This is a genomic window from Methylobacterium sp. J-043 (assembly GCF_022829505.1).
GTDB lineage: Bacteria > Pseudomonadota > Alphaproteobacteria > Rhizobiales > Beijerinckiaceae > Methylobacterium > Methylobacterium extorquens_A.
This window is the reverse complement of the sequence record NZ_JAKSYB010000075.1, coordinates 83,232-108,012: the sequence shown is the minus strand read 5'-3', so window position 1 is coordinate 108,012 and position 24,781 is coordinate 83,232. Positions and strand designations below refer to the sequence as shown.

The 24,781-nt window shown below is 69.8% G+C and carries 25 protein-coding genes; 9 read left to right on the top strand and 16 right to left on the bottom strand.

Annotation, left to right across the window (positions count from 1 at the left end; translation table 11 throughout):
• Positions 1–26 precede the first annotated feature (26 nt).
• A complete protein-coding gene (locus tag MKK50_RS23720) occupies positions 27–1,664 on the bottom strand; it encodes an acyl-CoA synthetase (RefSeq protein ID WP_499025634.1) in 1,638 nt (545 codons plus the stop codon).
• 142 nt (positions 1,665–1,806) lie between these two features.
• Positions 1,807–2,001, bottom strand: coding sequence for a hypothetical protein (locus MKK50_RS23715; RefSeq protein ID WP_003599068.1), 195 nt, complete (start codon positions 1,999–2,001; stop codon positions 1,807–1,809).
• A gap of 249 nt (positions 2,002–2,250) precedes the next feature.
• Here MKK50_RS23715 and MKK50_RS23710 point away from each other — a divergent pair, with 249 nt between their 5' ends.
• The 4 genes from MKK50_RS23710 to MKK50_RS23695 are packed head-to-tail and all read left to right on the top strand — an operon-like array spanning position 2,251 to position 5,595.
• On the top strand, positions 2,251–4,023 hold the full coding sequence (locus MKK50_RS23710) for an ArnT family glycosyltransferase (protein ID WP_499025633.1): 1,773 nt from the start codon (positions 2,251–2,253) through the stop codon (positions 4,021–4,023).
• Positions 4,020–4,778: a glycosyltransferase family 2 protein gene (locus tag MKK50_RS23705; RefSeq protein ID WP_499025631.1), complete on the top strand. Its 759-nt coding sequence runs from the start codon at positions 4,020–4,022 to the stop codon at positions 4,776–4,778. The genes MKK50_RS23710 and MKK50_RS23705 overlap by 4 nt, the downstream gene beginning before the upstream one ends.
• Before the next feature lie 4 nt (positions 4,779–4,782).
• A complete protein-coding gene (locus MKK50_RS23700) occupies positions 4,783–5,112 on the top strand; it encodes a lipid-A-disaccharide synthase N-terminal domain-containing protein (RefSeq protein ID WP_003599063.1) in 330 nt (109 codons plus the stop codon).
• A gap of 15 nt (positions 5,113–5,127) precedes the next feature.
• Complete coding sequence (locus MKK50_RS23695; protein WP_253369688.1) at positions 5,128–5,595, top strand: DUF2721 domain-containing protein; 468 nt, start codon at positions 5,128–5,130, stop codon at positions 5,593–5,595.
• On the opposite strand, the gene MKK50_RS23690 is transcribed toward MKK50_RS23695, so the two are convergent.
• From MKK50_RS23690 to MKK50_RS23675, 4 genes are read right to left on the bottom strand one after another with little or no spacing between them, the layout of a single operon-like run.
• Positions 5,596–7,107, bottom strand: coding sequence for a flavin-containing monooxygenase (locus MKK50_RS23690; RefSeq protein ID WP_499025630.1), 1,512 nt, complete (start codon positions 7,105–7,107; stop codon positions 5,596–5,598).
• Complete coding sequence (locus tag MKK50_RS23685; protein ID WP_499025629.1) at positions 7,104–8,039, bottom strand: alpha/beta hydrolase; 936 nt, start codon at positions 8,037–8,039, stop codon at positions 7,104–7,106. The genes MKK50_RS23690 and MKK50_RS23685 overlap by 4 nt, the downstream gene beginning before the upstream one ends.
• Positions 8,040–8,041: 2 nt before the next feature.
• The gene (locus MKK50_RS23680) at positions 8,042–8,866 is read right to left on the bottom strand and encodes an SDR family NAD(P)-dependent oxidoreductase (RefSeq protein WP_499025628.1); all 825 of its coding nucleotides are present in this window, start codon (positions 8,864–8,866) and stop codon (positions 8,042–8,044) included.
• A 6-nt stretch (positions 8,867–8,872) separates the two neighbouring features.
• A complete protein-coding gene (locus MKK50_RS23675; RefSeq protein ID WP_499025771.1) occupies positions 8,873–10,312 on the bottom strand; it encodes a protein adenylyltransferase SelO in 1,440 nt (479 codons plus the stop codon).
• Positions 10,313–10,604: 292 nt separating this feature from the next.
• Here MKK50_RS23675 and MKK50_RS23670 point away from each other — a divergent pair, with 292 nt between their 5' ends.
• The 4 genes from MKK50_RS23670 to MKK50_RS23655 all read left to right on the top strand — a co-directional run bounded on the left by MKK50_RS23670 (position 10,605) and on the right by MKK50_RS23655 (position 14,507).
• The gene (locus tag MKK50_RS23670; protein ID WP_499025627.1) at positions 10,605–11,537 is read left to right on the top strand and encodes a DMT family transporter; all 933 of its coding nucleotides are present in this window, start codon (positions 10,605–10,607) and stop codon (positions 11,535–11,537) included.
• 320 nt (positions 11,538–11,857) lie between these two features.
• Positions 11,858–12,874 carry a sensor histidine kinase gene (locus MKK50_RS23665; protein ID WP_499025626.1) on the top strand — a complete coding sequence of 339 codons (1,017 nt, stop codon included), beginning with the start codon at positions 11,858–11,860 and terminating at the stop codon, positions 12,872–12,874.
• 369 nt (positions 12,875–13,243) lie between these two features.
• On the top strand, positions 13,244–14,047 hold the full coding sequence (locus MKK50_RS23660) for an SGNH/GDSL hydrolase family protein (RefSeq protein ID WP_499025625.1): 804 nt from the start codon (positions 13,244–13,246) through the stop codon (positions 14,045–14,047).
• 67 nt (positions 14,048–14,114) lie between these two features.
• The gene (locus tag MKK50_RS23655; RefSeq protein ID WP_253369672.1) at positions 14,115–14,507 is read left to right on the top strand and encodes a group III truncated hemoglobin; all 393 of its coding nucleotides are present in this window, start codon (positions 14,115–14,117) and stop codon (positions 14,505–14,507) included.
• A gap of 108 nt (positions 14,508–14,615) precedes the next feature.
• Here the strand turns inward: MKK50_RS23655 and MKK50_RS23650 are convergent, their stop codons facing one another.
• From MKK50_RS23650 to MKK50_RS23635, 4 genes are all read right to left on the bottom strand, one after another.
• Entirely contained in the window at positions 14,616–15,437 is an 822-nt protein-coding gene (locus MKK50_RS23650; RefSeq protein ID WP_499025624.1) for an MBL fold metallo-hydrolase, read from the bottom strand.
• A 16-nt stretch (positions 15,438–15,453) separates the two neighbouring features.
• Complete coding sequence (locus MKK50_RS23645; RefSeq protein ID WP_499025623.1) at positions 15,454–16,251, bottom strand: TatD family hydrolase; 798 nt, start codon at positions 16,249–16,251, stop codon at positions 15,454–15,456.
• Positions 16,252–16,303: 52 nt separating this feature from the next.
• Positions 16,304–17,872 (bottom strand): methionine--tRNA ligase, encoded by a 1,569-nt coding sequence (gene metG / locus MKK50_RS23640; protein ID WP_499025622.1) that lies wholly within the window; start codon positions 17,870–17,872, stop codon positions 16,304–16,306.
• A gap of 196 nt (positions 17,873–18,068) precedes the next feature.
• On the bottom strand, positions 18,069–18,284 hold the full coding sequence (locus tag MKK50_RS23635) for a hypothetical protein (RefSeq protein WP_499025621.1): 216 nt from the start codon (positions 18,282–18,284) through the stop codon (positions 18,069–18,071).
• Between the two features lie 298 nt (positions 18,285–18,582).
• Between MKK50_RS23635 and MKK50_RS23630 the strand changes: the two genes are divergently transcribed.
• Positions 18,583–18,783: a hypothetical protein gene (locus MKK50_RS23630; RefSeq protein WP_253369662.1), complete on the top strand. Its 201-nt coding sequence runs from the start codon at positions 18,583–18,585 to the stop codon at positions 18,781–18,783.
• Between the two features lie 39 nt (positions 18,784–18,822).
• Here MKK50_RS23630 and MKK50_RS23625 read toward each other — a convergent pair whose 3' ends face one another.
• The 6 genes from MKK50_RS23625 to MKK50_RS23600 form a co-directional block, all read right to left on the bottom strand.
• Entirely contained in the window at positions 18,823–19,914 is a 1,092-nt protein-coding gene (locus MKK50_RS23625) for a DNA polymerase III subunit delta' (protein ID WP_499025619.1), read from the bottom strand.
• On the bottom strand, positions 19,904–20,623 hold the full coding sequence (gene tmk, locus MKK50_RS23620) for a dTMP kinase (RefSeq protein ID WP_499025618.1): 720 nt from the start codon (positions 20,621–20,623) through the stop codon (positions 19,904–19,906). Before tmk ends, MKK50_RS23625 begins: the two co-directional genes overlap by 11 nt.
• Before the next feature lie 144 nt (positions 20,624–20,767).
• Entirely contained in the window at positions 20,768–21,544 is a 777-nt protein-coding gene (locus MKK50_RS23615; protein ID WP_499025617.1) for an ABC transporter permease, read from the bottom strand.
• Positions 21,541–22,464 carry an ABC transporter permease gene (locus MKK50_RS23610; protein ID WP_499025616.1) on the bottom strand — a complete coding sequence of 308 codons (924 nt, stop codon included), beginning with the start codon at positions 22,462–22,464 and terminating at the stop codon, positions 21,541–21,543. The genes MKK50_RS23615 and MKK50_RS23610 overlap by 4 nt, the downstream gene beginning before the upstream one ends.
• The gene (locus MKK50_RS23605; protein ID WP_499025615.1) at positions 22,461–23,546 is read right to left on the bottom strand and encodes an ABC transporter ATP-binding protein; all 1,086 of its coding nucleotides are present in this window, start codon (positions 23,544–23,546) and stop codon (positions 22,461–22,463) included. Before MKK50_RS23605 ends, MKK50_RS23610 begins: the two co-directional genes overlap by 4 nt.
• Before the next feature lie 84 nt (positions 23,547–23,630).
• Complete coding sequence (locus tag MKK50_RS23600) at positions 23,631–24,335, bottom strand: Crp/Fnr family transcriptional regulator (RefSeq protein ID WP_253369651.1); 705 nt, start codon at positions 24,333–24,335, stop codon at positions 23,631–23,633.
• Positions 24,336–24,781 lie beyond the last annotated feature (446 nt).

The window sequence follows — 24,781 nt, the reverse complement described above, 5'->3', positions numbered from 1 at the left end:
GGTGGACACAGTGCCGAAAGTGGCCTTCACGAGTCGCCCTCCCGCGCCTTCTCCCGCAACAGGAACTTCTGCACCTTGCCCGTCGAAGTCTTCGGCAACTCGCCGAACACGATGTGGCGCGGCAGCTTGTAGGGCGCGAGCCGCTCGCGGCACCACGCGACCAGTTCATCGGAGGTCGCCTCCCGCCCCTCCTTCAGCTCAATGAAGGCGCAGGGCGTCTCGCCCCACTTCGCGTCGGGCTTGGCGACGACGGCGGCTGCCGCGACCGCCGGGTGCTTGAATAGCGCGTCCTCGACCTCGATCGAGGAGATGTTCTCGCCGCCCGAGATGATGATGTCCTTCGAGCGGTCTTTCAGTTGGATGTAGCCGTCGGGATGCTTCACCCCGAGATCGCCGGAGCGGAACCAGCCGCCCTTGAAGGCAGCCTCGGTCGAGGCCGGGTTCTTCAGGTAGCCGCGCATCACCACGTTGCCGCGGAACATCACCTCGCCGATGCTCGTCCCGTCGGCCGGCAGCGATTCCATCGTCTCAGGGTCGCGCACGTCGAGCCCCTCCAGAACGGGGTAGCGCACGCCCTGGCGGGCCTTCTTCCTGGCCTGCTCGTCGGGCGACAGCGTGTCCCAATCCTCGTGCCACGCATTCACGACCGCCGGGCCGTAGGTCTCGGTCAGGCCGTAGAGATGGGTGACGTCGAAACCGGCCTCGCCCATGGCGGCGAGCACCGCCTCGGGCGGCGGCGCGGCGGCGGTGAGGAAGTGGACGCGGCGGGGGAGGGGGCGCTTCTGCTCATCGGGGGCGTTCAGCAGCGTCGACATCACGATCGGCGCGCCCGACAGGTGGGTGACACCGTGCTCGGCCAACGCCGCGTACATCGCGGGCGCCCGCACCTGCCGCAGGCAGACATGGGTGCCGGCCACGATCGAAAGCGTCCAGGGGAAGCACCAGCCGTTGCAGTGGAACATCGGCAGGGTCCAGAGGTAGACCGCGTGCTGCGGCAGCCCGGCGGTGATGACGTTGCCGAGCGAGAGCAGGGCCGCGCCGCGGTGGTGGTAGACCACGCCTTTCGGGTCGCCGGTGGTGCCGGAGGTGTAGTTCAGCGAGATCGCGTCCCACTCGTCGCCGGGCATCGCCCAATCGTAAGCGGGATCGCCTGCGGCGAGGAAGGCTTCGTAGTCGGTCTCGCCGACGGAGGCGCCGTCCCCGGTGAATTCCGGATCGTCGTAGTCGATGACGAGGGGCGAGACCCCGGCCCGGTCGAGCGCCTCGCGGCCGACCCGCGCGAACTCGCGATCGACGATGAAGACCTTGGCCTCGCCATGGTCGAGGCAGAAGGCCAGAGCCGTCGCGTCGAGGCGGGTGTTGAGGGTGTTGAGTACCGCCCCCGTCATCGGCACGCCGTAGTGGCACTCGATCATGGCCGGCGTGTTGGCGAGCAGCACCGCCACCGTGTCGCCGCGGCCGATGCCGCGGGCGGCCAGCGCCGCGGCGAGACGGCGGCAGCGGGCATAAAGCTCGGCGTAGGAGCGGCGCAGGGGCCCGTGGATCACCGCGACCCGATCCGGGAAGGTGCGGGCGGCGCGGTCGAGATAGGTCAGCGGCGTGAGCGGCTGGAAGTTCGCGGGGTTCCGGTCGAGATCGCGGTCGTAGATCGTCGTGCGCGCCATGGTCTCGCCTCCCGTTTCCAGAGGAGATTATCCGAGCCCCGCGGGCGATCAACGGCATAGAAAAGGCCCCGCGGGCGCGAGCCCGGGAGCCTTGTCTGGTCAGGTAGGAGGAGTTGGGGGCGAATGCGGCCGAAAAGGCCGATCAACGCTCCCGGCCGCTGAGGAGCTTTTCCAGGGCGGCGAGCCCGCTGCGCTCGGCGGCCTCTTCCGTGGTCTGCACGCGATCCGCGCGCTGGAAGAGCTTGCCGTTCCGGCGGATGGCCCAGGTGAAGTGCCCGGCCGGGCGCTCGCAGGCTTCGATTTCGAGGGTGTAGGGATTTGCGCTGTTGTTTGCCATAACGGGGATATAGGGTCGCCCTTCCGGTCCGGCTACCCACCCAGTGCATGGTCACGTTGCTTTTTGCAGGTGGCCCCGCATCCGGTGGCGCTTCGGATGTCCGCATTTGACAATCCGAAGCGGATCATCGACACGGCCCCCGGCCGGGGCGCGGGCCGTCCGCCGGCCCATTTTATCCGCGCCCGAGCCGCCGATGCCCGTTCCTCCCCGCCAGAGCCGGACCGCACCCATCGGGGGCGGGCCCCGCCGATGACGCGCCTTGGCGTCGCGCCGGCCGCGCTGTCACCGGCGGAGGGTGTCCGGCCGCTCGTTGGCGCGCTGCGTCTCGCGGACCGGGTTCTGTCCTTCGGCTCCGCGAGCCATCTCCGCGCCTGCCTCCTGCTCGTGCTGATCGGCCTCGCCAGCTTCCTGCCGGGCCTTGCCTCGCTCCAGCCGATGGACCGGGACGAGCCGCGCTTCGCCCAGGCCTCCAAGCAGATGCTGGAGACGGGCGACCTCGTCGATATCCGCTTCCAGGCCGAGGCCCGCCACAAGAAGCCGGTCGGGATCTACTGGGCCCAGGCCGCCGCCGTCGCGGCCGGCGAGGCGCTCGGTGTGCCGCGGGCGCGCACGCAGATCGGGCTCTACCGGATCCCCTCGCTCCTCGGCGCACTGGCCGCGATCCTGCTGACCTACTGGGCGGGCCTCGCCCTCCTCGACCGGCGCGGGGCGTTGCTGGCCGCAGCGCTGTTTGCCGCCTGCATTATGCTCTCGGCGGAAGCGCGCCTTGCCAAGACCGACGCGCTGCTCACCGCCTGCTCGGTCGCCGCATTCGGCGCGCTCGCCCGCGCATGGCTCGGGCGCGCCCGGCTGGAGCGGCGCCGCGGCCCGGCCTCGCTCGGGACGGCCTTGGTCTTCTGGCTCGGAATCGCGCTCGGCATCCTCGTGAAGGGGCCGATGGTGCCGCTGTTCGCCGGGCTCGCGGCCCTCGTCCTCTCCTTACGCGAGGGCTCGGCCCGCTGGCTACTCGACCTGCGCCCGCGCTTAGGGATTCTCATCACGCTCGCCGTCGTGGCGCCCTGGTTCCTGGCGATCGCTTGGAAGAGCGGCGGCGCCTTCTTCGGCGAGGCGGTGGGGCGCGACATGCTCGGTAAGGTCGGCACCGGCGCCGAGAAGCACTGGGGCCCGCCTGGCGCCTACGCGCTCGCCTTCTTCGCCACCTTCTGGCCGGGGGCGGCCTTCGCCGCCCTCAGCCTTCCCTTCGCCTGGGCACGGCGGGGCGAGGAGGCGGTGGCGCTGCTGCTGGCCTGGATCGTGCCGATGTGGCTGATCTTCGAGGCGGTGCCGACCAAGCTGCCGCATTACGTCCTGCCGCTGATGCCGGCGGTGGCGATCCTCACCGTGCTGGCGCTGTCACGCGGCGGGCTCGATCCGCGCCGTCCGGGCGCGCGCTGGGTGGCGGGGCTCGTCGTGCTGATCCCGGTCGGGCTGACGCTGGCCTTGAGCCTCGCCGCGTGGCGTCTCGATCACGCGCTGCCTCTGGCCGCCCTGCCGCTGCTGCTCGCCGCCTGCATCCTCGCCGGCCTCGCCTGGGCCGCCTTCGCCCGCGGGGCAGGGGAGGGCGCCAGAGAGGGCGCTCTTGTGCTCGCCGTCGCCACCTCGGTGGTGCTGTCGGGCGCCGTGTTCGGCCTGACCCAGCCGGTGCTGCAAAGCCTCAAGGTCTCGCCGCGGCTCGCCGCGATCCGCGACGCCCTGCCCTGCGAGGCGCCGCGTGTGGCAAGCCTCGGGCTTCGCGAGCCGAGCCTCGTCTTCACCGTCGGCACGGATCTGGCCATGCTGAATTCCGGCGCCGAGGCCGCCGCCTTCCTGCGCGAAGGGGGTTGCCGCCTCGTGCTGATCGAGGACCGGTTCGCCGCCGAATTCGCGGCGGTCGAAGGCGGGCAGCCGTTTCGCCCCGCCGGCCGCGTCACGGGCTTCAACATCAACGGCGGCAAGCCGGTCGGGGTCTCCGCCTACGCCGCGCTGCCGGGCGCCACACCATGAGCATGACGACCGAGTCCGAACTCACGCGCCTCAGCGTGGTGGTGCCGGTGAAGAATGAGGCCGGCAACATCGAGGCCCTGGTGGCCGAGATCGGCCATGCCTGCCGGACCCTCGCACCCTTCGAGGTCATCTACGTCGATGACGGCTCGAGCGACGACACCCTGGCCACGCTCCAGCGCCTCCGGTCGAAGCATCCATGGCTCAGGGTGGTGCGCCACGAAAGCGGCGGCGGCCAGAGCGGGGCGGTGCGCAGCGGCGTCCTGCGCGCCCGCGCGCCCGTCATCGCCACGCTCGACGGCGACGGCCAGAACGATCCGTCGTTCATCCCCGTGCTCTATGCCGCTCTCGAACAGGGCGGCCCGACGGCCGGCTTGGCCCAGGGGCAGCGGATCGGCCGGAAGGGAGCCTGGAAGCAGTTCCAATCGCGGATCGCCAACGGGGTGCGCGGAAAGATCCTGAAGGATGCCACCCGCGATACCGGTTGCGGGCTCAAGGTGTTTCGCCGGGAGGTCTACCTGACGCTCCCCTATTTCGACGCGCTCCACCGCTTCATGCCCGCGCTCGTCACCCGCGAGGGGTTCGGCGTGGTCCACCGCGACGTGGTGGACCGGCCGCGCTTCACCGGACACTCAAAGTACGGGATGTTCGACCGGCTCTGGGTCGGCATCCTCGATCTGGCCGGGGTGTGGTGGCTGATCCGGCGGCGGCGCCCAGCGCCGCTTGCCGAGGAAATCCCGCACAGCGAGAGCCGGTGACCCCATGCTGATCCAGCTCGCCGAAGACCTGCCGGCTTACTTCTACGACGTGTTCGTCACCCGCTTCGATTTCTGGCTGGTGTTCGGCATCGGGGCGCAGCTCGTGTTCGGCTCGCGCTTCATCCTGCAATGGATCGCCAGCGAGCGGGCGGGCAAGAGCGTGATGCCGCTCTCGTTCTGGTTCCTGTCGATCATCGGCGGGCTGATGACCCTGGTCTACGGCTTCGTGCGCCGGGAGCCGGTGATCATCATCGGGCAGGGGCTGTCCACCTTCATCTACCTGCGCAACCTCGCCCTCATCTTCCGCGAGCGGCGCCGCGCCCGTCGGGCCTGAGACGAGCCCGGCGCTATGTTCCAGACCGCGACGGGCGATCCCGACAGCATCGCCCACATCATCCAAGTGGCGCTCGCCCCGGCCTTCCTGCTCTCGGCCCTGGCGACCCTGCTTAACGTGTTCTCGACCCGGCTCGGGCGCGTCGCCGACAAGGTCGATGCGCTCTCGGCCAGCCTGCCCGGCGCGGACGAGGCGGCGCGGGCGACGCTGGCCCGCCGCCTCGCCTACCTGCGCCAGCGCTCGCTCCTGCTCGACGGTGCCGTGGTGCTGGCGAGCCTCGGCGGCGTGATGACGGGTGCGGCCGCGCTGACTCTGTTCGTCGGCGCGCTTAGGGACGCCTCCGCCGCCTCCGTGCTGTTCGCCTGCTTCGGCCTTGCGCTCGCCTGCACCATCCTGGCGATCCTGGCCTTCCTCGCCGAAATCCTCCTCGCCGGCCGGGGCATACGCCTGGAGGTCGAGCGCAAGCAGGATGGGCCGAGATAATCAGAGTTTCGAAAGGGCAAGTCCTTTCGTGGGTCCAGGGCAGTGCCCCGGAGGATCGGTGAGCCGGTAATCCTCCGCCCGCATCTGCTCGGTGCCGCGCACGTAATCGCCGACCGTCCCGGGCCAGAGCGTGCGGTTGCGCCCCGAGCGGTCGAGATACCAGCTCCCGCAGCCGCCCCGCGTCCAGATGCTGTCTTGCATCCGCGCATCGACCTCGGCGCGGAAGCCGGCTTGAGCCTCGGGGCGCACCTCCAGCACGCTGCCGGGCTGGTCACGCAGCCGGTCCAGCGCGCCGAGCACGTGCGCGACCTGCGCCTCGACCATCAGCAGCACCGAGTTGTGGCCGAGCCCGGTATTAGGGCCGAGGAGCAGGAAGAAGTTCGGGAAGCCCGCGACCGACACGCCGCGGAAGGCGTCCGCCCCGTCCTTCCACGCCTGCAGCAAACTATACCCGTCCCGGCCGATCACCTCCGTGCGCAGAACGCTGCCGCCGGGGGAGAAGCCGGTGGCGAAGATCAGCACGTCGAGCGGGTGCTCGGTGCCGTCGGCGGTGACGATGCCGTGGGGCAGCACAGCGCGGATCGGCGCGGTGACGAGGCTCGCATGGGGCCGGGCCAGCGCCGGGTAGTAGTCGTCGGAGAGCAGCACCCGCTTGCATCCGAGCCGGTAGTCGGGCGTGAGCTTTCGTCTCAGCGTCGGATCGGCGATCGAAGCCGCGAGGTGTCGACGGGACCACGCTTCGGCCAAAGCCGTCACGCGCGAGACGCGGGTGAAGCCCGCGAGCGCCGCGATCTCGCGGCGCCAGAACAGCGAGGCGCGGTGGAGACGGCGCAGAGGGGCGATCCGCATCAGCCGCCGGAGACCGCGCCCGGTCGGGCGGTCGCCGCGGGGGAGGATCCAGGGGGGCGAGCGCTGGAACTGGGTGAGGTGGGCGACGCGCCCGACGATCTCCGGCACGAACTGCACCGCGCTCGCCCCCGTGCCGATGACGCCGACGCGCTTACCCCTCAGGTCGCAGGCATGATCCCAGGTCGCCGAGTGGAAGGCTTGTCCCGAGAAAAGCTCCAGGCCGGGGAGGCGGGGTAGGGCCGGGTGGTGCAGCGCGCCCATCGCGCTGACCAGCACGCGGGCGGAGACGACGCCTCTGTCGGTCTCGACCCGCCACAGGCCGGCCGCCGCATCGAAGACGGCCCGTTTCACGCACGTCTCCAGGCGCAGGAACGGCGCGAGGCCGTGTTCCGCCACCAGCCCTTCGAGATAGGCCTCGATCTCGGGCTGCGGCGCGAAGAGGCGCGACCAGTCGGATTTCGGCGCGAAGGAGAGAGAGTAGAGCTGCGAGGGCACGTCGCAGGCAGCCCCCGGATAGGTGTTCTCCCGCCACGTGCCGCCGACGCCCGCGGCCTTCTCCAGCACGAGGAGGCGGTTGAACCCGGCCTGCCGCGCGCGGATCGCCATGGCGAGGCCGGAAAAGCCCGCGCCGACGATGACGAGATCGAGGGGTGCCTCGCTCACGCGGTGGCCTCCATCTCGGGATGGGGGCTCGCTTCCAAGGCGCGGTGCAGGAACAGCGCGGCCCCGTCGAGGGAGCGGCGTGCCTCGGGCAGAAAGCTTTCGGCGAGCTGCCAGGCATGCGCCACCACGGGAAACACCGTGAGGTCGACCGGCACGCCCGCGGCCTTCGCCTTCTCGGCGAGGCGCAGGGAATCGTCGCGCAGGATCTCGCGGGCGCCGACATGGACCAGGAGCGGGGGAAACCCGGAAAAGTCCGCCTCGATCGGCGAGGCGCGCGGGTCGGCGGGGTCCGCCCCGGCGAGATAGGCCGGAACCAGCCGCATCAGCGCCTCGGGGCGGAACATCGCGTCGCGCCGCCCATTCGTGCGGAACGAGGCGCTGCGGCCGATCAGGTCGGTGGCCGGCGAGAACAGGGCCGCCGCCGCGGGCGGGGTCAGGCCGAGGCGGCGCGCCTCGATGATCGTGGTGAGCGCCAGGGTGCCGCCCGCGGAATCCCCGGCCACGACCGCCGGGCCGGCTTTCGCGAGTGCAGCCCAGACGCGCGCGCAATCCTCGACCGCGGCGGGGAAGGGGTGCTCCGGCGCCAGCCGGTAATCCGGCGTGAACACCCGGAAGCCGGCTCGCGCGAGGCGCCCGGTGACCGGGCGGTACAATTGCGCCGAGCAGGCGATGAAGCCGCCGCCGTGGCAGTAGAGCAGGGTGGGGCGCTCGCCATTCCCATCCGCGCCTTCCGTCTTTGCTCCTTGGGCCTCCGCCCACTCGCCGGGCACGCCGCCGACCTCGCCGGGCGTGAAGGCGACGCCGGCCGGCGTCGGGAACCGGGCGCCCTCGAAGGCGCGGCGGATCGCGTAGACGTTGTGGGTGCCGCCGAGCCGCCCCTTCACCGCGAGGCGGATGGTGAGATCGTAGAGGTGGGCGCGCAGGCTTGCCATGGTCACGTGTCTCGAACGGCGCGGCGGATCAGCGACCAGTAGCGCACCGGCATCAGGCGCTGGATCAACAGGGCGCGGCGGGCGTCGGCGCCGATCACCACGCGGGGCGCCCGCGTCTCGATTCCGCGCAGGATCGCCTCGGCGGCTTTCTCCGGGCTCATCGTCAGAAGGCGCTCGAAGGCGAGATGTGCCTGGGCGGCGTCATGCGGATCGAGGTGGCGGGGCCGGCGGGCGTTGCGGGCGATGGCGGTGGCGACCCCGCCCGGATGCACCAGCGTCACGCCGAGCCCGGTGCCCTCATATTCGTGGCGCAGCGCCTCGGTGAAGCCGCGCACGGCGAACTTGCTCGCTGCATAGGCCGCCTGCCCCGCAGGCGCGATGATGCCGAACACGCTCGACAGATTAACGATCTGCGCCTGGGGTGCGGCCCGCAGCAGCGGCAGGCAGGCATGGGTCAGCCGCATCACCGCGTGCAGATTCACGTCCATCAGCCAGTCGATGTCGGCCGGATCCGTGTCCTCGAACCGGCCGCCGAGCGCCACGCCGGCATTGTTGACGAGGAGGTGCAGACCGCCGTGACGGGCCTGGACCGCCTCCGGCAGGGCGATGAGCGCCTCGCGGTCGGCGAGGTCGAGGACGTGTTCGCTGACCGTGACGCCGGAAGCGCGGGCGGCGCGCGCCGTCTCGGCGAGGCCTTGCGCGTCGCAGTCGGCCAGCGCCAGGGCGCAGCCGCGTCCGGCCAGCGCGAGGCTCAGCGCCGCGCCGATGCCGCTCGCCGCTCCCGTGACGAGGGCGGTGCGGCCCCGCAGAACGAAACGCTGTCCCATCGCGCCTCAGGTCTCCGGGGGGAGGGGACGCGTGCCATAGGCCTCGGCCATGGTCTCGATCTCGGCCAGCTTGGCATGGAGCGCCGACCAGTCGTCGGCCTCCGCGATCGGCGCCCAGAGCGCCTCGACCTCGTCGATCAGCATCGTGCAGGGTTTTTCGCGGGCGAAGTAGGGATGGTCAAGGTTTGCCGCCGCCGAGGGCCGCATCGCCCGGAGCGCGGCGTGGACCGGGCGGAAGGCGTCGCCGGCGTAATGCTCGCCCGCCGGGCTCCGGGCGGCGCGGGACTCGCTCGCCAGACCGCCGCGCCAGTCGAAGAAGACCTGCTCGAACGGCGCGCGGCTTTTCTCGAGGAAGGCCCAGAACGCACCCACCAGCCGGTGCACCGCGCCCTCGCCTTCCCCTTGCTCGGGCGTGACGCCGAGCCGGAACAGGATCGCCTCGGCGAAGGCATCCTGAAGCGCCGGGCCGAAGGTCTTGAGCCCCGCTTCCAGCCGCTCCTTCGGCGCGAGGCCGAGCAGGCAATCGGCCAGCCGGCTCAGGTTCCAGAACAGCGCCTCGGGCTGGCGGCCGAAGCTGTAGAGGCCCCACTCGTCGAAATAGGCCGCGGTGAAGGCCGGATCGTGAGCGTGAGCGAAGCGCCAGGGGCCGTAATCGAAGCTCTCGCCGGTGACGTTGATGTTGTCGGTGTTGAGCACGCCGTGGACGAAGCCCGCGGCCATCCACTGCGCCCCCATCCGCGCCACCCGCGCCACCATCGCCTCGAAGAACAGGGCCGCCCGCTCGGTCGCGTCCGCCTCCTGGATGCCAGGATAGTAGGTCTCGACCACGTGCTCGACGAGGCAGGCGATCGCCTCGGGCTGTTCGAGGAACTGGAAGCGCTGGAAGGTGCCGATGCGCAGGTGCGAATGCGACAGCCGCACCAGCACCGCCGAGCGGGTGGGAGAGGGCTCGTCGCCCCGTTCCAGCGCCTCGCCGGTCTCGATCAGGCTGAACGACTTCGAGGTCTCGACGCCGAGCGCCTCCAGCATGGCGGTGGCAAGCACCTCGCGCACGCCGCCCTTCAGGGTGAGCCGCCCGTCCGCCCCGCGCGACCAGGGTGTCGTGCCGCTGCCCTTGGTGCCGAAATCGAGCAGCCGGCGATCGCGCCGGTCGTGGACTTGCGCGAACAGGAAGCCGCGCCCGTCGCCGAGATCCGCGTTGTAGGAGCGGAACTGATGGCCGTGATAGCGCAAGGCCAGCGGGTGCTCGAACGAGCCGGGCAGGGGTGTGAAGCGCGCGAAATGCGCGATCCAGGCCTCGTCCGACAGATCGTCGAGCCCGACGCGCCGCGCCCATGCCTGATTGCGATAACGCAGGATCGCCGAGGGGAAGTCGGCCGGGGCCACGACGTCGTAGAAGTCGGGTCCGAGGTCGGCGTGGCGGCGCGAGGGAAGATAACAGGGCAGGGGTTCGGCTCCGGTGCGGCGCGAGGAGTCGGGCAGGCGCGGGGGAACGTCAAGCCGACGAAAGGGTGAACCCGGCCGCGGGGGAGGGCGATCCCTTCACCGACTAGATCATCATCCCGAAAGGTGGTCGCCGGCTTGCGGAAAAAGATGATGCAAAAACAAGAAGCTAGAGCATCGTCCTGGATCCGATATCCAGGACGATGCTCTAGCTGCCGTGCCCTCCCCTGGCTATTCCGGGGCCGGCGCGGCATGGCATCGGACCGGAACGAGCCTCGCACACGGATCTTCCAGCGTGACCCAAGGCACCACCGGCGCCCGCGCCTCCGCGGCAGCCTACCCGATCCTGACGCTGACCACCCTCCTCTGGGCGGGCAACACCGTGGCCGGCAAATGGGCAGTCGGGGAGGTCTCGCCACAGGTGCTGACCACCCTGCGCTGGGCCTTCGCCTTCGCCGTGCTGCTCGTGGTGGCACGCCGCCCCATTCTGGCGGATCGAGACCGGCTGGTGCAGCGCTGGCCTTACTTGTTCCTGATGGGCGCGTGCGGCTTCACCATCTTCGCGAGCCTGTTCTACGCCGCCGGCACCTATACCAGCGCGGTCAACGTCGCCCTGATCCAGGGGGCGGTTCCCGTCTTCGTCATGGCGCTGAACTTCGCCGTGCGCCATGTGCCGGTGAGGGCAGGGCAGGTGATCGGCGCGGCCGTGACCCTGGTGGGCGTCGCGGTGGCGACCACCCACGGCGATCTCGCCGTGCTGGCGCATCTTGGCCTCAACCTCGGCGACGGGCTGATGCTCGCGGCAAGCCTCGTCTATGCCGGCTACACCGTGGCGCTCGCCGGGCGCCCCGCCGTCTCGGGGCTCGCCTTCTTCACCGCGCTGGCGCTGGCCGCCTTCCTCACGTCGCTCCCGCCGCTGGCCGCCGAATGGGCGCTCGGCCGCGCGATCTGGCCCACCACCGCGACGGCCTGGGCCATCGTCGCCTTCGTTGCGCTCGGTCCCTCGCTGTTGGCGCAGCTTTCCTTCATCCGTGGCGTCGAGCTGATCGGCCCGAACCGGGCCGGGCTGTTCGTGAACCTCGTGCCGGTCTTCGGCGCGGCGCTCGCCGTGCTGCTGGCGGGCGAACCCTTCGGCGGAGCCGAGACCCTAGCGCTGCTCCTCGTTCTCGGCGGCATCCTCATCGCTGAGATCGCCGGGCGGCGCGCGGCACGATCCCTGGGCCGTTGAAGCGGGCCAGGGAGGGGCGGCGGCAAGTACAACGATAGGTGAGGGGGAGGGCACTGTTCCCGCCGCAGCCAATCCCGAAATAGATCCCTGTGCGCCGAAAGGGATGCCCGCTGGGCGTGCAAAGGCGGTGAAGAAAACGGATGTGGAACCGTGCGCGATTGCAGTGCGATCGGGCACGGCCCCGAGGGGCGAGCGTTATTTCATCCGCCCTGGCCCGAACGACGGGCGGAAAAACCTGCACCGCGGTCGGCAGGACACAGATCGAGACTGAAAACCAGCTAAAGTTCGTCCGAATCACATTTCGGATCCTCCCCCTCCAGATGCCGTCCTCTCTCGCCCCTGCCGCCGGACGGCTGCCTGCGCCGCCGTGGTTCGGCGACGTCGCAGCCCTGGGCGCGACGGGGATTGCCATCGTCCTGCGTCACGCGCTCAACGACGTGCTGCCACCGGGCTTTCCGTTCCTGACCTTCTTTCCGGCGGTGATCCTGACGACGTTCTTCTTCGGCCTGCGGCCGGGGATCGTCTGCGCGGTGCTCTCGGGGCTCGCCGCGTGGTACTTCTTCATCGGCGAGGCGAACATCTTCCTGCTCGATGCGCAGACCGCCCTGGCGCTCGGCTTCTATGCCTTCATCGTCACGGTCGACATCGCGCTCATCCACCTGATGCGCGTCGCGGGCGAACGGCTGAGCGCAGAGCGGGCGGTGAGCGCGCAGCTCTACGAGCAGCAGCGCACCATGTTCCAGGAGCTGCAGCACCGCGTCGCCAACAACATGCAGTTCGTGGCGGCTCTCCTCGCCCTTCAGAAGCGCAAGGTCATCGACCATCCGCAGGACGCGGCCGGCGTCTTCGATGAGGCGCAGGCCCGGCTGCAGACGATCGCGCGCATCCATCGCCGCCTCTACGACCCCGCGCGGGCCGACCAGCCCGTGGGTCAGTACCTGCAGGAACTCTGCTCCGACCTGCTCGACGCAACGGGCGCGCGCAACATCGTCTGCCTCGTCGATGGGCCTCCCGTGCGCCTCGATCTCGCCCGCCTGACCACCCTGTCGCTCCTCGTGGCCGAGGTGGTGACGAACGCCCTCAAGCACGCCTTCCACGGGACCGAGCGCGGCACCATCACCATCCGGCTCGAAACCCTCGAAGCCGGGCAGGCGTCGCTCAGCATCGCCGATAACGGGCCAGGGATCCCCGCAACCTTCGATCCCGCCACGAGCCGCAGTCTCGGCTTCCGGATCGTTCAGGGACTCGCCGGCCAGCTCGACGGCACGCTGACCTACGCCAGCGAGAGCGGCACGGTGGTCCGCCTCGTCTTCGCCACCGGTCCGACCGCCGCTTGACAGAACGGTCTCGATCGATCGCGGCCGGACCGGGCAGGGCGCCTTTGGATGAGGCGCAAGCCCAACACAGGCTCATGCGTTCACCATGGTGCCGGCGCCGATTCAAGCCATGGTGAGGCACCCGGTCACAGCTCCCAAAGCCCATCGAAGCTGTTCGCATAAGATATATTATGGAACATGATGGCGGGCGCAGGTCCCGTGGTAGGCATCCATTAACCATAAATCCCCGGCAATTTCCCGGTTTTCGGCTCTTCGATGCCGACTCGGCCCGCAGCACACCGGATCGGGGCGAAGCTCTCGCAATCGTCACAATCGTCGGGCAACAGCCGGAGACATCGGGAAACAGAATCAGCTGCCAGACGTTTCGACATGTTCCACCGCCCGCTCTTCGGTCTCCTCCTCGCCACCGCCCTCGCCGGTCCGCTCGGCTTGTCCGGCGCCTGCGCGCAGCCCGATGCGCCGCCGATCGTCGCGCCGCAGATGCCGGCCTCCGTCGAGCGCCTGCCGACGAAGCTGGCGCGGCTCGCCTCACAGCTCGGGCGCGACGGCGACGTACGGATCGTGGCCTTCGGTTCCTCCTCGACGGAAGGGGCGGGTGCCTCGTCCCCGGCCATGGCCTACCCTGCCCTGCTCGAGCGCGATTTGGAGGAGCGCCTCCAGATCGGCGCATCGAGCCGGCGCTCGATCACCGTGATCAATCGCGGCAAAGGCGGCGACACCGCCGAGGCGATGGCGCGGCGCCTGGAGCGCGACGTGCTGGCCGAGCGCCCGGACCTGGTGGTTTGGCAGACCGGCAGCAACGATCCGCTCGCCGGGGTGCCGCTGGAGCGCTTCGTCGAACTGACCCGTGCGGGCATCCTGGCGATCCGCGCCACGGGGGCCGACGTGGTGCTGATGGATCAGCAATGGTGCAGCAAGCTCTCGGGCATGGACGGCGCCGAGCGGTACGGCGAGGCCCTGCACGCGCTGGCCACAGAACTCCGCGTGCCGGTGATCCGCCGCCGCGCCCTGATGCAGTCCTGGGTCTCGCACGGCCTGTTGACCCCGGCCCAGATGATCGGCCCCGATGGCCTTCACATGACCGATGCCGGCTACCGCCAGCTCGCCAAGGCCGCCGCCGCCCAGATCCTCGTCGGCGCCGGCCTAATCCAGCCCTCGCTCGCCCGGAACTGACCGGGGCAGGGGTGGCTTTCGCGACCATGAAGCCCCCTCCCCGTGCTGTTGCATCTCGCGCTGTTGCATGAAGCAGGCCGAACTCACCGAGGCGGCGCTCGCCGTCTTCCTCGACGCCTTCTACGCCCGGGTGCGCCGCGATCCGCTGATCGGCCCCGTCTTCGCGGCCAAGATCCCGGACGCGGCGTGGCCGCGCCATCTCGCCACGATCCGCGACTTCTGGTCCTCGGTGCTGCTCAAGACCGGACGCTACAAGGGCAACCCGTTCGGCCGCCATCTCGGCATCGAGGGGATCAACCCTGCGCATTTCGCGCGCTGGCTCGGCCTGTTCGAGGAGACGGCCGCGGAGGTCTTCGTGCCGGAGATCGCGGGAGAGATCGTCGAGCGGGCGCATCGCATCGGCGACAGCCTGAAATCCGGGTTGTTCTTCCGACCGGAGATGCGGACCGTAAGGCCCTGATCGTCTCTAGAGCATCATCCCGAAAGGTGGTTGCCGGCTTTCGGAAAAAGATGATGCAAAGGTAAAAAGTTAGAGCATCGTCCTGGATCCGATATCCAGGACGATGCTCTAGAGATCGACGGTCGCCGTCAGCCCGTCATGGGCCGGCACCACGTGTCCCGGCAGCTTCTTGGCCAGCGTCGCGTAGTCGAGATCGGTGTGGAGGTTCGTCAGGATGGCGCGGCGCGGCGCCACCTCCTCGATCAGGGCGAGCGCGTCCGAGACCGAGTAGTGCGACGGGTGAGGGGTCTCGCGCAGGGCATCGATGATGAGCAGGTCGAGGCCGTGCAGGCGGGCCTTGGCCGCCTCCGGCATCAGGCTCACGTCCGGCGCGTAGGCGGCGGGGCCGAAGCGGAAGCCGTGCGCGATCTCGTTGCCGTGCTCCATCGCGAAGGCGTCCGCCTTGATCGGACCGCCCCCGCCGTCGATGGTCAGGGGCTCGTCCGTCCTCATCTCGTGCAGGTCGAGGATCGGTGGGTAGAGGCTCCCCGGCGGCGTCTCGAAGGCGTAGCCGAAGCGCTTGATCAGCAGCGCGTGGGTGAGGGGATCGGCATGGACCGGGATGCGCCGGTGCATGTGGATGACGAGGGGGCGCACGTCGTCGATGCCGTGGGTGTGGTCGGCATGCGCGTGGGTGTAGAGCAGGGCGTCGAGGCGGGTGACGCCGGCATCGATGAGCTGCTCGCGCAGGTCCGGCGAGGTATCGACCAGCACTGTCGTGGCCCCCTCCCCTTGCCCGTTGCCGGCCCCTTGTCGGCGCTCCACCAGCAGCGAGCAGCGGCGGCGGCGGTTGCGCGGCTCGGACGGGTCGCAGGCGCCCCAGCCGTAGCCGACCCGCGGCACGCCGCCGGACGAGCCGCAGCCGAGGATGCGCAGGGTCAGACTCGCCATGCGCCCTCCCCCATCATCATACGCTGACACCCTCGATCGCCGCGGCCTTCGAGAACAGCCGGTAGAAGTTGGCCGTCGTACGCGCGGCAAAATCCTCGAAGGGCAGGCCGAGTGCCTTGGCCAGCACGCGGGCGGTGTCGGCGGTGTAGGCCGGCTCGCAGCGCCGGCCCCGGTGCGGCTCGGGCGCCAGGAACGGCGCGTCGGTCTCGACCAGGATGCGGTCGAGGGGCACGCTGCGGGCGATGTCGCGCAGGGCGTCCGAGCGGCGGAAGGTGACGATGCCGGAGAACGAGACCGACAGGCCGAGCTCGACCCCGACTTCAGCGAGCCGCGCACCGGACGAGAAGCAGTGCAGCACCGCCTTGAACGGCCCTTTGGCCATCTCGTCGGTGAGCACCGCCTCCATATGCGCGTCGGCGTCGCGGGAATGGATCACCAGCGGCAGGCCGGAGAGGCGGGCGGCCCCGATATGGGCGCGCAGCACCCGCTCCTGCACCACCTCCGGTGCGGCGTCCTCGTAATGGTAGTCGAGTCCCGCCTCGCCGATGCCGACGCAGCGCGGGGCCTCGGCCAGGGCGGCGATGGTGTCGGCCGGCACGTCCGGTTCCTCGGCGGCGCCGTGCGGGTGGGTGCCCACCGTGTACCACACCGCCGCGTTCGCCTCGGCGAGCGCGCGGTAGCTGTCGGCCTTGGCGACCCGCGTCGAGATGGTGAGCAGGCGCGTCACGCCGGCCTCGGCCGCGCGGGCGATCACACCCGGAATGTCTTGCGCGAAGTCCGGGAAATCGAGGTGGCAGTGGCTGTCGACCAGCATGGTCTCTTCGGCGAATTCTTTTCGGGGTGAGCGATGCGGGGAAGCGGCCGCGTCAGGCCGCCGCCTCCGGCTTCTCGAAGCGGGGGAAGATCGGGGCCGGGGCGGGCAGCGCCGTGCCGCCCTGCAGGCTGTGCTCGGCGCCGGCAAAGGCGAAGCTGCGTTCGTTCACCGGCACGGCGAGCAGGTCGAGCAAGGCGGCACCCGCCGTCGGCACGAAGGGCTGCACCATCAGGCCGACCCGGCGCAGGGTCTCGATCGTGACGTAGAGCACCGTATTCATGCGCGCCGGATCGCTTTTGCGCAGCTTCCACGGCTCTTCGGAGGCGAAGTAGCGGTTGGCTTCGCCGACCACGGTCCAGATTTCGGCCAGGATCGCGTGCAGGGCGAGGTTCTGCATCAACTCCCGCGCCCTCTCCGGCAGGGCTGCGGCGGCGGCGAGCAGGCGCTCGTCGGCTTGGGTGAAGGCGCCGGGCGCCGGCACCGTGCCCTCACAGTTCTTGGCGATCATCGAGAGCGAGCGCTGGGCGAGATTGCCGAGGTCGTTGGCGAGGTCCGCGTTGATGCGGTTGATGATCGCCTCGTGGTCGTAATTGCCGTCGCCGCCGAAGGGCGCCTCGCGCAGGAGGAAGTAGCGCACCGGATCGACGCCGTAGGTGCCGACGAGATCGAGCGGATCGACCACGTTGCCGAGCGACTTCGACATCTTCTCGCCGCGGCTGAGAAAGAAGCCGTGGCCGAAGACGCGCTTGGGCAGCGGCAGCCCGGCCGACATCAGGAAGGCCGGCCAGTAGACCGCGTGGAAGCGGACGATGTCCTTGCCGATGATGTGCAGGCTCGCCGGCCAGAACCGGGCGTTGGCTGCCCCGGCATCGGGAAAGCCCGTCACCGTCAGGTAGTTGGTCAGGGCATCGACCCAGACATACATGACGTGGCCCGGCCGGTCCGGCACCGGCACGCCCCAATCGAAGGTGGTGCGGCTGATCGAAAGATCCTTGAGGCCGGAGCGCACGAAGCTCGCGACCTCGTTCATCCGCGTCTCGGGGCTGAGGAAGTCCGGCTGCTCCGCATAGAGCTTGAGCAGGGGCTCTTGGTACTTCGAGAGACGGAAGAGGTAGTTCTCCTCCTCCATCCACTCGACGGGCGTGTCCGTCTTGATCGAGCGGCGGTTGCCGTCGGGGCCGAGCGCGGTCTCCGCCTCGTCGTAATAGGCCTCGTCGCGCACCGAGTACCAGCCGGCATATTTGGCGAGGTAGATGTCGCCGTTGGCCTCCATCCGCCGCCACAGCTCCTGGGCCGCGGCGTAATGCTGGCTTTCCGTTGTGCGGATGAAGCGGTCGTAGGTGCAGTCGAGCCGGTCGGCCACCGCTTTGAAGCGCCCGGCCATGTCGTCGACGAAGGCGCGCGGCGTCACGCCGGCTTTGGCCGCCGTCTGCTGGATCTTGAGGCCGTGCTCGTCGGTGCCGGTGGTGAACAGCACGTCGCGCCCGTCGAGGCGGTGGAAGCGGGCGATGGCATCGGTGGCGATCACCTCGTAGGCGTGGCCGATATGCGGCGCGCCGTTGGGGTAGGAGATCGCCGTGGTGATGAGGAAGGGCTCGTTCGCCTTCTCGCTCGCGCTCACGTCAGAAGTTGTCCCGGGTGCAGGGGTCGGACTGTCATGCCTTGTGGCGCGCAACGTCCCGCGACGCAACCGGCCTGCCGGGTATCGCGCCGTCGGCGCTCGGCCCGAAGCCGGGCTCCCTTGAGGACGCAAAAGAGCCCTGCCGGGACCCGGCAGGGCTCTTTGACAACACGTGCTCTTGCGGGGTCGAGGACGCTCAGGCGGCGCGCTGGGCGGCGACGGGCAGGACGTTCTCGTTGCCGATCCTGACGGCAGCGCGCTTCGCGGAAGCAGGCGCGGCCCCGCCGACAGCCACGAACTCGCCGGCAGCAGCGGTATCGGCCTTCGGACCCAGACGGTTGGCCACCAGGGTGACCAGAGCGATGTTGGCGACACCGGCAGTGAGGGCGGCGAGCAGAGCCAGGGAGATCATGGGGGGCATCCCGTGCGGTTTGTTGCGTTGCAGCGTATGTGCCACCAAACAGGCCTTTCTGGTATACCAAGCACCAAATGCCAGATATTCGCTGGATGCATGTGTCGGGCGCTGCGAAGCCTGAGACCCGAGCATTTTGCATTATGGTGCTATAATGCTCAGTGAATTGCTTTATTCTGCATGGACACGGCCGGGATCATCGGGTTAATCCTCGGCAGCGCTGCGACCGGCCGGTAAGATCCCAGCGTAGGCCACAAGCGTCGGTCCACCCTCGCCGACGACTTCGAGGACGGTTTGCATGTCAGTCGCCAAGCTTCGCCAGACCGAGGAGCAGTGGATCGAGCTCCCTGAGCCGAATCTTGACCTTTACATGCTGCGCTCATGCCGCCGTGCCGCGAACGACAACCGCCGTCCGCCCGCCGAGATCTTTCGTTTTGTGCAAATCGGCGCCTGCGTGGCCCTGATCGGTGCCACCACCCTCATCGGTGCCTTGATCTAACGACCTGCGCTCGAGTCGGCAGGCGCCCTTTTCAGCTCATCAAGACGGCGACGGACGCCGCGTTGCGCCCGACAACTCCCGGAAGGCCGCGAGCACCAGCGGCCGGCGGTCGAGATTGTAGATCGCTGCCTCGCGGGCCGTGGACGCGATGCGCTCGGCGGCCTCGACCAGGGCCAGCAGAGAGGCCGGGCCCTCCCCCTTGCGCCGGTTGATCTCGGCGGCGACGTGGCGCTGCATCGCATCGAGCACCGTGGCGAGCAAGGGTTCGGCGTCGCGGCCGGCGAGCGTTTCGGCGAGCTTGAGCACGCGCCGCCCGTCCGGCTCGGGCAGCCCGGCGAGAAGGGCCGAAACCTCGGCCTCGACCGCGGCGGTGGCGGGGTCGAGGAGCGCCACCGCGCGGGCGACCGAGCCTTCGCAGAGGGAGACGGCGCGCGCCAGAGCCGCCGGCTCGGGCCGGGGGAAGGGCGCCGGAAACCCCTCGATCACCGCGCGCACGTCCGCCTCGGGCAGCGCACGCAGCGCCAGCGCCCGGCAGCGCGAGCGGATCGTCGGCAGCAGGCGGCCCGGCGCGTGAGAGACGATAAGGAAGATGGCGCGCGGCGGCGGCTCCTCGATCATCTTCAGGAGCGCGTTGGCGCTGTTGGCGTTCAGATCCTCGGCGCTGTCGACGATGCAGACGCGCCAGCCGCCCTCCCCGCCCGCGGTGGCCCCGAACAGGGCGAGCGCCTCGCGGGCGGCATCGACCGAGATGCGGGTCGGCAGCGTCTTGGCGCCCGGCGCCTGGACCCGGCGCAGTGCCACCAGATTCGGGTGCGAAAGGGCCGTCACCTGCCGCGCGGCCGGGTGGTCCTCCGGTACGTCGAGGGAATCGGGGGAGGGGAGCGTGCGCGGGTCGGCTACGAGCCGGCGCGCGACCCGGTAGGCCAGCGTCGCCTTGCCGATGCCCGCGGGACCACCGATCAGCCACGCATGATGGAGCCGGCCCGCGGCGAGCGCCCCCGCGAAGGCGGCCTCCGCGTGAGCGTGCCCGAGGAGGCGGGTCTGCTCGCGCGGGCGCGGGACGTGGGCGAGATCGCCCGCCTCGGCCTCGGTGCGGGCGTCGCGGGCGGTCCGGGTGGAATCAGGCCGCATGACCTTGTCCTTCCCGCTCCTTACCCACTTCCCCCTGCCCTTCTCCCGCGGCTGGCAGCAGATCCGGCCACCGGGCGGCGATGGCGGCGGCGATGGCGGCCTCGACCGCATCGGGTCCGAGATCCGCGTCGATGACGCGGCAGCGCTCCGGCTCGGCCTCGGCAATGCCGCGGAAGGCCGTCCGCAGACGCTCGTGGAACCGCATGCCCTCGGCCTCGAAGCGGTCGGCCGGTTCGCCCGCCCCGCGCCGCTGTGCCCGGGCGAGGCCGGCCTCGGGCGGCAGATCGAGGATCAGGGTGAGGTCGGGGCGCAAATCCTCGAGCGTCACCCGCTCCAGGCTGTCGATCAGCGCCGGATCGAGGCCGCCGGCCGCGCCCTGATAGGCGCGGGTCGAGTCGGAGAAGCGGTCGCACAGCACGATCGCGCCGCGGCTCAGGGCCGGGCTGATCAAATTCTCGATGTGGTCGATGCGGGCGGCGGCGAACATCAGCGCCTCGGCGAAGGGCCCGTAAGGCTTGGCCACGCCCCGCAACAGCGCCGCCCGCAGGGCTTCCGCCCGGTCCGTCCCGCCGGGCTCGCGGGTGGTCACGACCTCGCGCCCGCTCACCCTTCGCAAGGTCTCGGCGAGTCGCGCGATCTGGGTGGACTTGCCCGCCCCCTCGCCGCCCTCGAAGGTGATGAAGACGCCCCGCGGCGCATCGCTCGACATGGATTGCGGGCTAGCACAGTGGGAGACGGGGCGCGACCATCGCTAAAGCATCATCCTGGATATCGGATCCAGGACGATGCTTTAGCCCATTGCTTTTGCATCGTCTTTTTCCGAAAGCCGGCAACCACCTTTCGGGACGATGCTCTAGACCGCCGTGCCCTTGCGCCCGGTCAGCCATGAGGCCCCCAGCACCACGAGGCCGACGGCAGCGATCATCAGGGTCGAGGCGGCGTTGATCTCCGGGTTCACCCCGAGGCGGACCTGGCTGTAGATCCGCATTGGCAGGGTGGTGGCGCCGGGCCCCGAGACGAAGCTCGCGATCACGAGATCGTCCAGAGACAGGGTGAAGGCGAGCAGGAACCCGGCGGCGACGGAGGGCGCGATCAGCGGCAGGGTGATACTGAGGAAGACGCGGGCCGGCCCCGCGCCGAGGTCGGCGGCAGCCTCCTCCAGCGAGCGGTCGAGCCCTTTCAGGCGCGCACCCACCACCACCGCGACGAAGCCTGTGGCGAAGGTCGCATGCGCGATGACGAGGGTCGCGATGCCCCGGTCGAGGCCGATGCCGACGAAGAGGAGCAGCAGCGACAGGCCGGTGATGACTTCCGGCATCACCATCGGCGCGTAGAGCAGCCCGGTATAGGCGCCGCGTCCCCAAAAACGCCCGTGCCGGTCGAGCGCCAGCGCCGCGCATGTGCCGAGCACCCCGGCGATCGCGGCCGACAGGACGGCGACCTTGAGCGAGACGAGTGCCGAGGCGATCAGCGGCCCGTCCCGGAACAGCACCCCGTACCAGCGCGTCGAGAACCCGCCCCAGACGGTCACGAGCTTCGAATCGTTGAAGGAATAGGCGACCAGCACGAGGATCGGCGCGTAGAGGAAGGCCAGCGCGAGGGCGAGCGCCGTGCGGGCGAAGAGGCTCATCGCCTTCCCCCCTCCGCCGCTTCCTCGCGGCGCAGCTCGGCCTCGCGAAACAGCACCACGGGGCCGACCACGAGGATCAGCAGCAGCACCGCCACGGCGGAGGCGAGCGGCCAGTCGCGGTTGGAGAAGAACTCGCTCCACAGCACGCGCCCGAGCATCAGCGTGTCGGAGCCGCCGAGCAGATCGGGGATGATGAACTCGCCGACCATCGGGATGAAGCAGAGGAGCGCCCCGGCGGCGAGGCCGGGCAGGCTGAGCGGCAGGGTGACGGTGAAGAAGGCCCGCGCCCGCGAGGCGCCGAGATCGGCGGCGGCCTCGGTGAGCGCCGGGTCGAGCCGGCTCATCACCGCGTAGAGGGGCAGCACCATGAAGGGCAGGTAGGCGTAAGCGAGACCGATCAGCACGCCGAAGGGCGAATCGAGGATCGGCAGCGGCGCGGCGATCAGGCCGAGTTTCAGGAGGGCCGCGTTGAGCAGTCCCTCGGGCTTCAGGATCGCGATCCAGGCATAGACCCGGATCAGAAAACTCGTCCAGAACGGCACGATGACGAGCGCCACCAGGATCGGCTGCCAGCGCGCCGAGGCGCGGGCCATGGCGTAGGCCGTCGGCGTGCCGATCAGGACAAGGATCGTGGTGGCGAGCGCGGCATAGCCCAGCGAGGAGAGAGCGGCATCGCGGTAGAGCGCGTCGGCCGCGATCATCTGGTAGTTCTGGAAGTCGAGCGCCTCGAAGAACTCGCGCCATCCCTCCAGGCCGCCATCCCATTCGAGCACCGGCAGGTAGGGCGGCTGCGCGGTGGCTGGCGAGGAGAAGCTGATCTTCAGCGTCACCGCGAAGGGCACGAGGAAGAACAAAGCCAGCCACAGCAGCGGCAAGCCCCGGACGAGACCACGGCCCAGACGCTCAGAGAGCCCGCTCATGCCGGCAGAATCCACGCGGATTCGGCGGGCACCTCGAGGGTGACGGTCTTGCCGATGGCCGGGATCGGGCCGGGTGCCGGCAGGGCGGCGGAGGCGCGTAACGTCGTGCCGTTCGCCATCTCGACTCGGTAGCGGATGCGGTCGCCGAGGAAGGTCGCCTCGGTCAGAAGGCCGGACAACCCATCGGAGGCCCCCTCCCCGCGCACGATCAGACGCTCGGGCCGAACCGCGATCACCACCGCGTTGCCCGCCTCGCCCTCGCCGCTCGCGCGCAGGATGCCGAGAGCCGTCTCGACGCTGCGGATTCCGCCGGGTTCGGCCCGCCCGAGACGGCCGTCGATCAGGTTCACGTCGCCGAGCAGGCCCGCGACGTAGCGGCTTGCCGGTCTCTCGTAGAGCGCGCGCGCTGGCCCCACCTGCACGAGGCGTCCACGCTCCATGACTCCGATCCGGTCGGCGAGTGCCATCGCTTCCGCGGCATCGTGGGTGACGACGATGAAGCTCGTGCCGAGCCGCCGCTGGATCGCCCGCAATTCCGCTTGCGTCTCCTCGCGCAGGGCGCGGTCGAGTGCTCCGAGCGGCTCGTCGAGAAGCAGGAGGCGCGGCTCGCGGGCGAGTGCGCGGGCTAGGGCCACCCGCTGGCGCTGGCCGCCCGAGAGTGTGTCGGGGCGGCGCCCCTCGAAGCCTTCGAGCCGCACGAGCCGGAGGAGATCCTTCAGCCGCCCGGCGGCCTGCGCCCGGCTCAGGCCCAGACCCTTCAAGCCGTAGGCGAGGTTGGCCGCCACGCTCATATGCGGGAACAGCGCGTAGGACTGGAACATCATGTTGACCGGTCGCCGGTGGGGCGGCAGCGCCGTCAGATCGGTCTCGCCGAGGCGGATCGTGCCGGAATCCGGGGTCTCGAACCCCGCCACCATCCGCAGCAGGGTGCTCTTGCCGCATCCGGACGGCCCAAGCAGACAGAAGAACTCACCTTCCGCGAGGTCGAGGGAGACCGCATCGACGGCCGTCTGCGCGGAAAAGCGCTTGGTGACCCGCTCCAGGCGGAGCCTCTGGTTCGGAAGGGGAGTGCTTGCGTGCAAGATGGATCTTCGAACCGGTGCCGCGACGGATCTCGGCGACGTACCTTGGGAAGCCTGCCCTGAGAAGCTGCGCCTCGGAACGCCTCAGGCGTCCTCGCGCAGCGCCTCCTGCACCCGAGCCTCCAACAGGTCGGGGCGGCGGATGACGAGGGCGCCGCGCGTACGGTCGATCAGGCCCTCGCCCGCCATCACCGTGAACTCGCGAGTCACCTGCTCCCGGCGGCATCCGATGCGGGCGGCCAGCACGTGGTGGTAGGGCGGCGGCGTCACCACCCGCTCGCCCACGGAATCGCTCCCCTGCCCGGCCCGCGGCACGGAGAGGCGCAACAGTTCGGCGTAGAGACGGTGGCGCAGGTCGAGCAGCGCGTGCTCCATCAGCCGTGTGTTCAACTCACGCACCCGCTTGGCGAGCAGGCGGAACAGCCGGTCGGCGATGGCCTCGGAGGCGAACACGATCTGGCGGAAGACGGGGGCGGGCACCACGCAGACCTCGCCGCGGGTGAGCGCCGTGACGTTGGCCGAACGGCCGATGCCATCCAGCGCCGCCAACTCGCCGAAGAAGGCGCCGGTGCGCATCTCGCCGAGGATGACCTCCTTGCCGGATTGTGACCGGTTGAGGATGCGTACTTCCCCCATGGCGAGGAAATACACGTCGGTGGAGATGTCGTCGTAATCGACGAGCGTCTCGTTCTCGTCGAAGCGCCGCCAGTGGCAGCGCGTCTCGAATGGGGAGAGATCGACACCCGGTTCCTTGAAGAACGGGATGCTCGCCAACCGGCCTGTCGCCACGCCTCTTGTACCTTAGTCTACGCGCGTAGACTGAATGGTGAGGCTCCTGCCGGGGCGGGTCAAGTCGCTGGGCGCGGCGGCCGGACGATTGACGTGGACGGCGCGGGCCTTCGGCCGGCAGCGGTTCCGCGTGGGGCAGGCCCGATGCCCCGATTCCCTCTCTCGATGGGCGCGCGTCGTGTGACCGTCATGGCGCCGAAAGACCAGAATGAGAAGCACTTAGCTGAAGAACGAATTGGGACTCCCTGGTCGGCTTCCATGAACTTGCCCGTTGTGCAACAGATTTTTTGTACTTCAAGTAATCATTTTCCGCGTGATTTCAGTGGTTATTAACCGTAAAGTTTGGACGCGGATCTGAAACAATCGCGGAGTTAACCGATGTTAGCAGGTTACCGTGACTTATTTCTGCAGGACGCTTTCAAAGTAGGACTGATTTCATCCTCAGG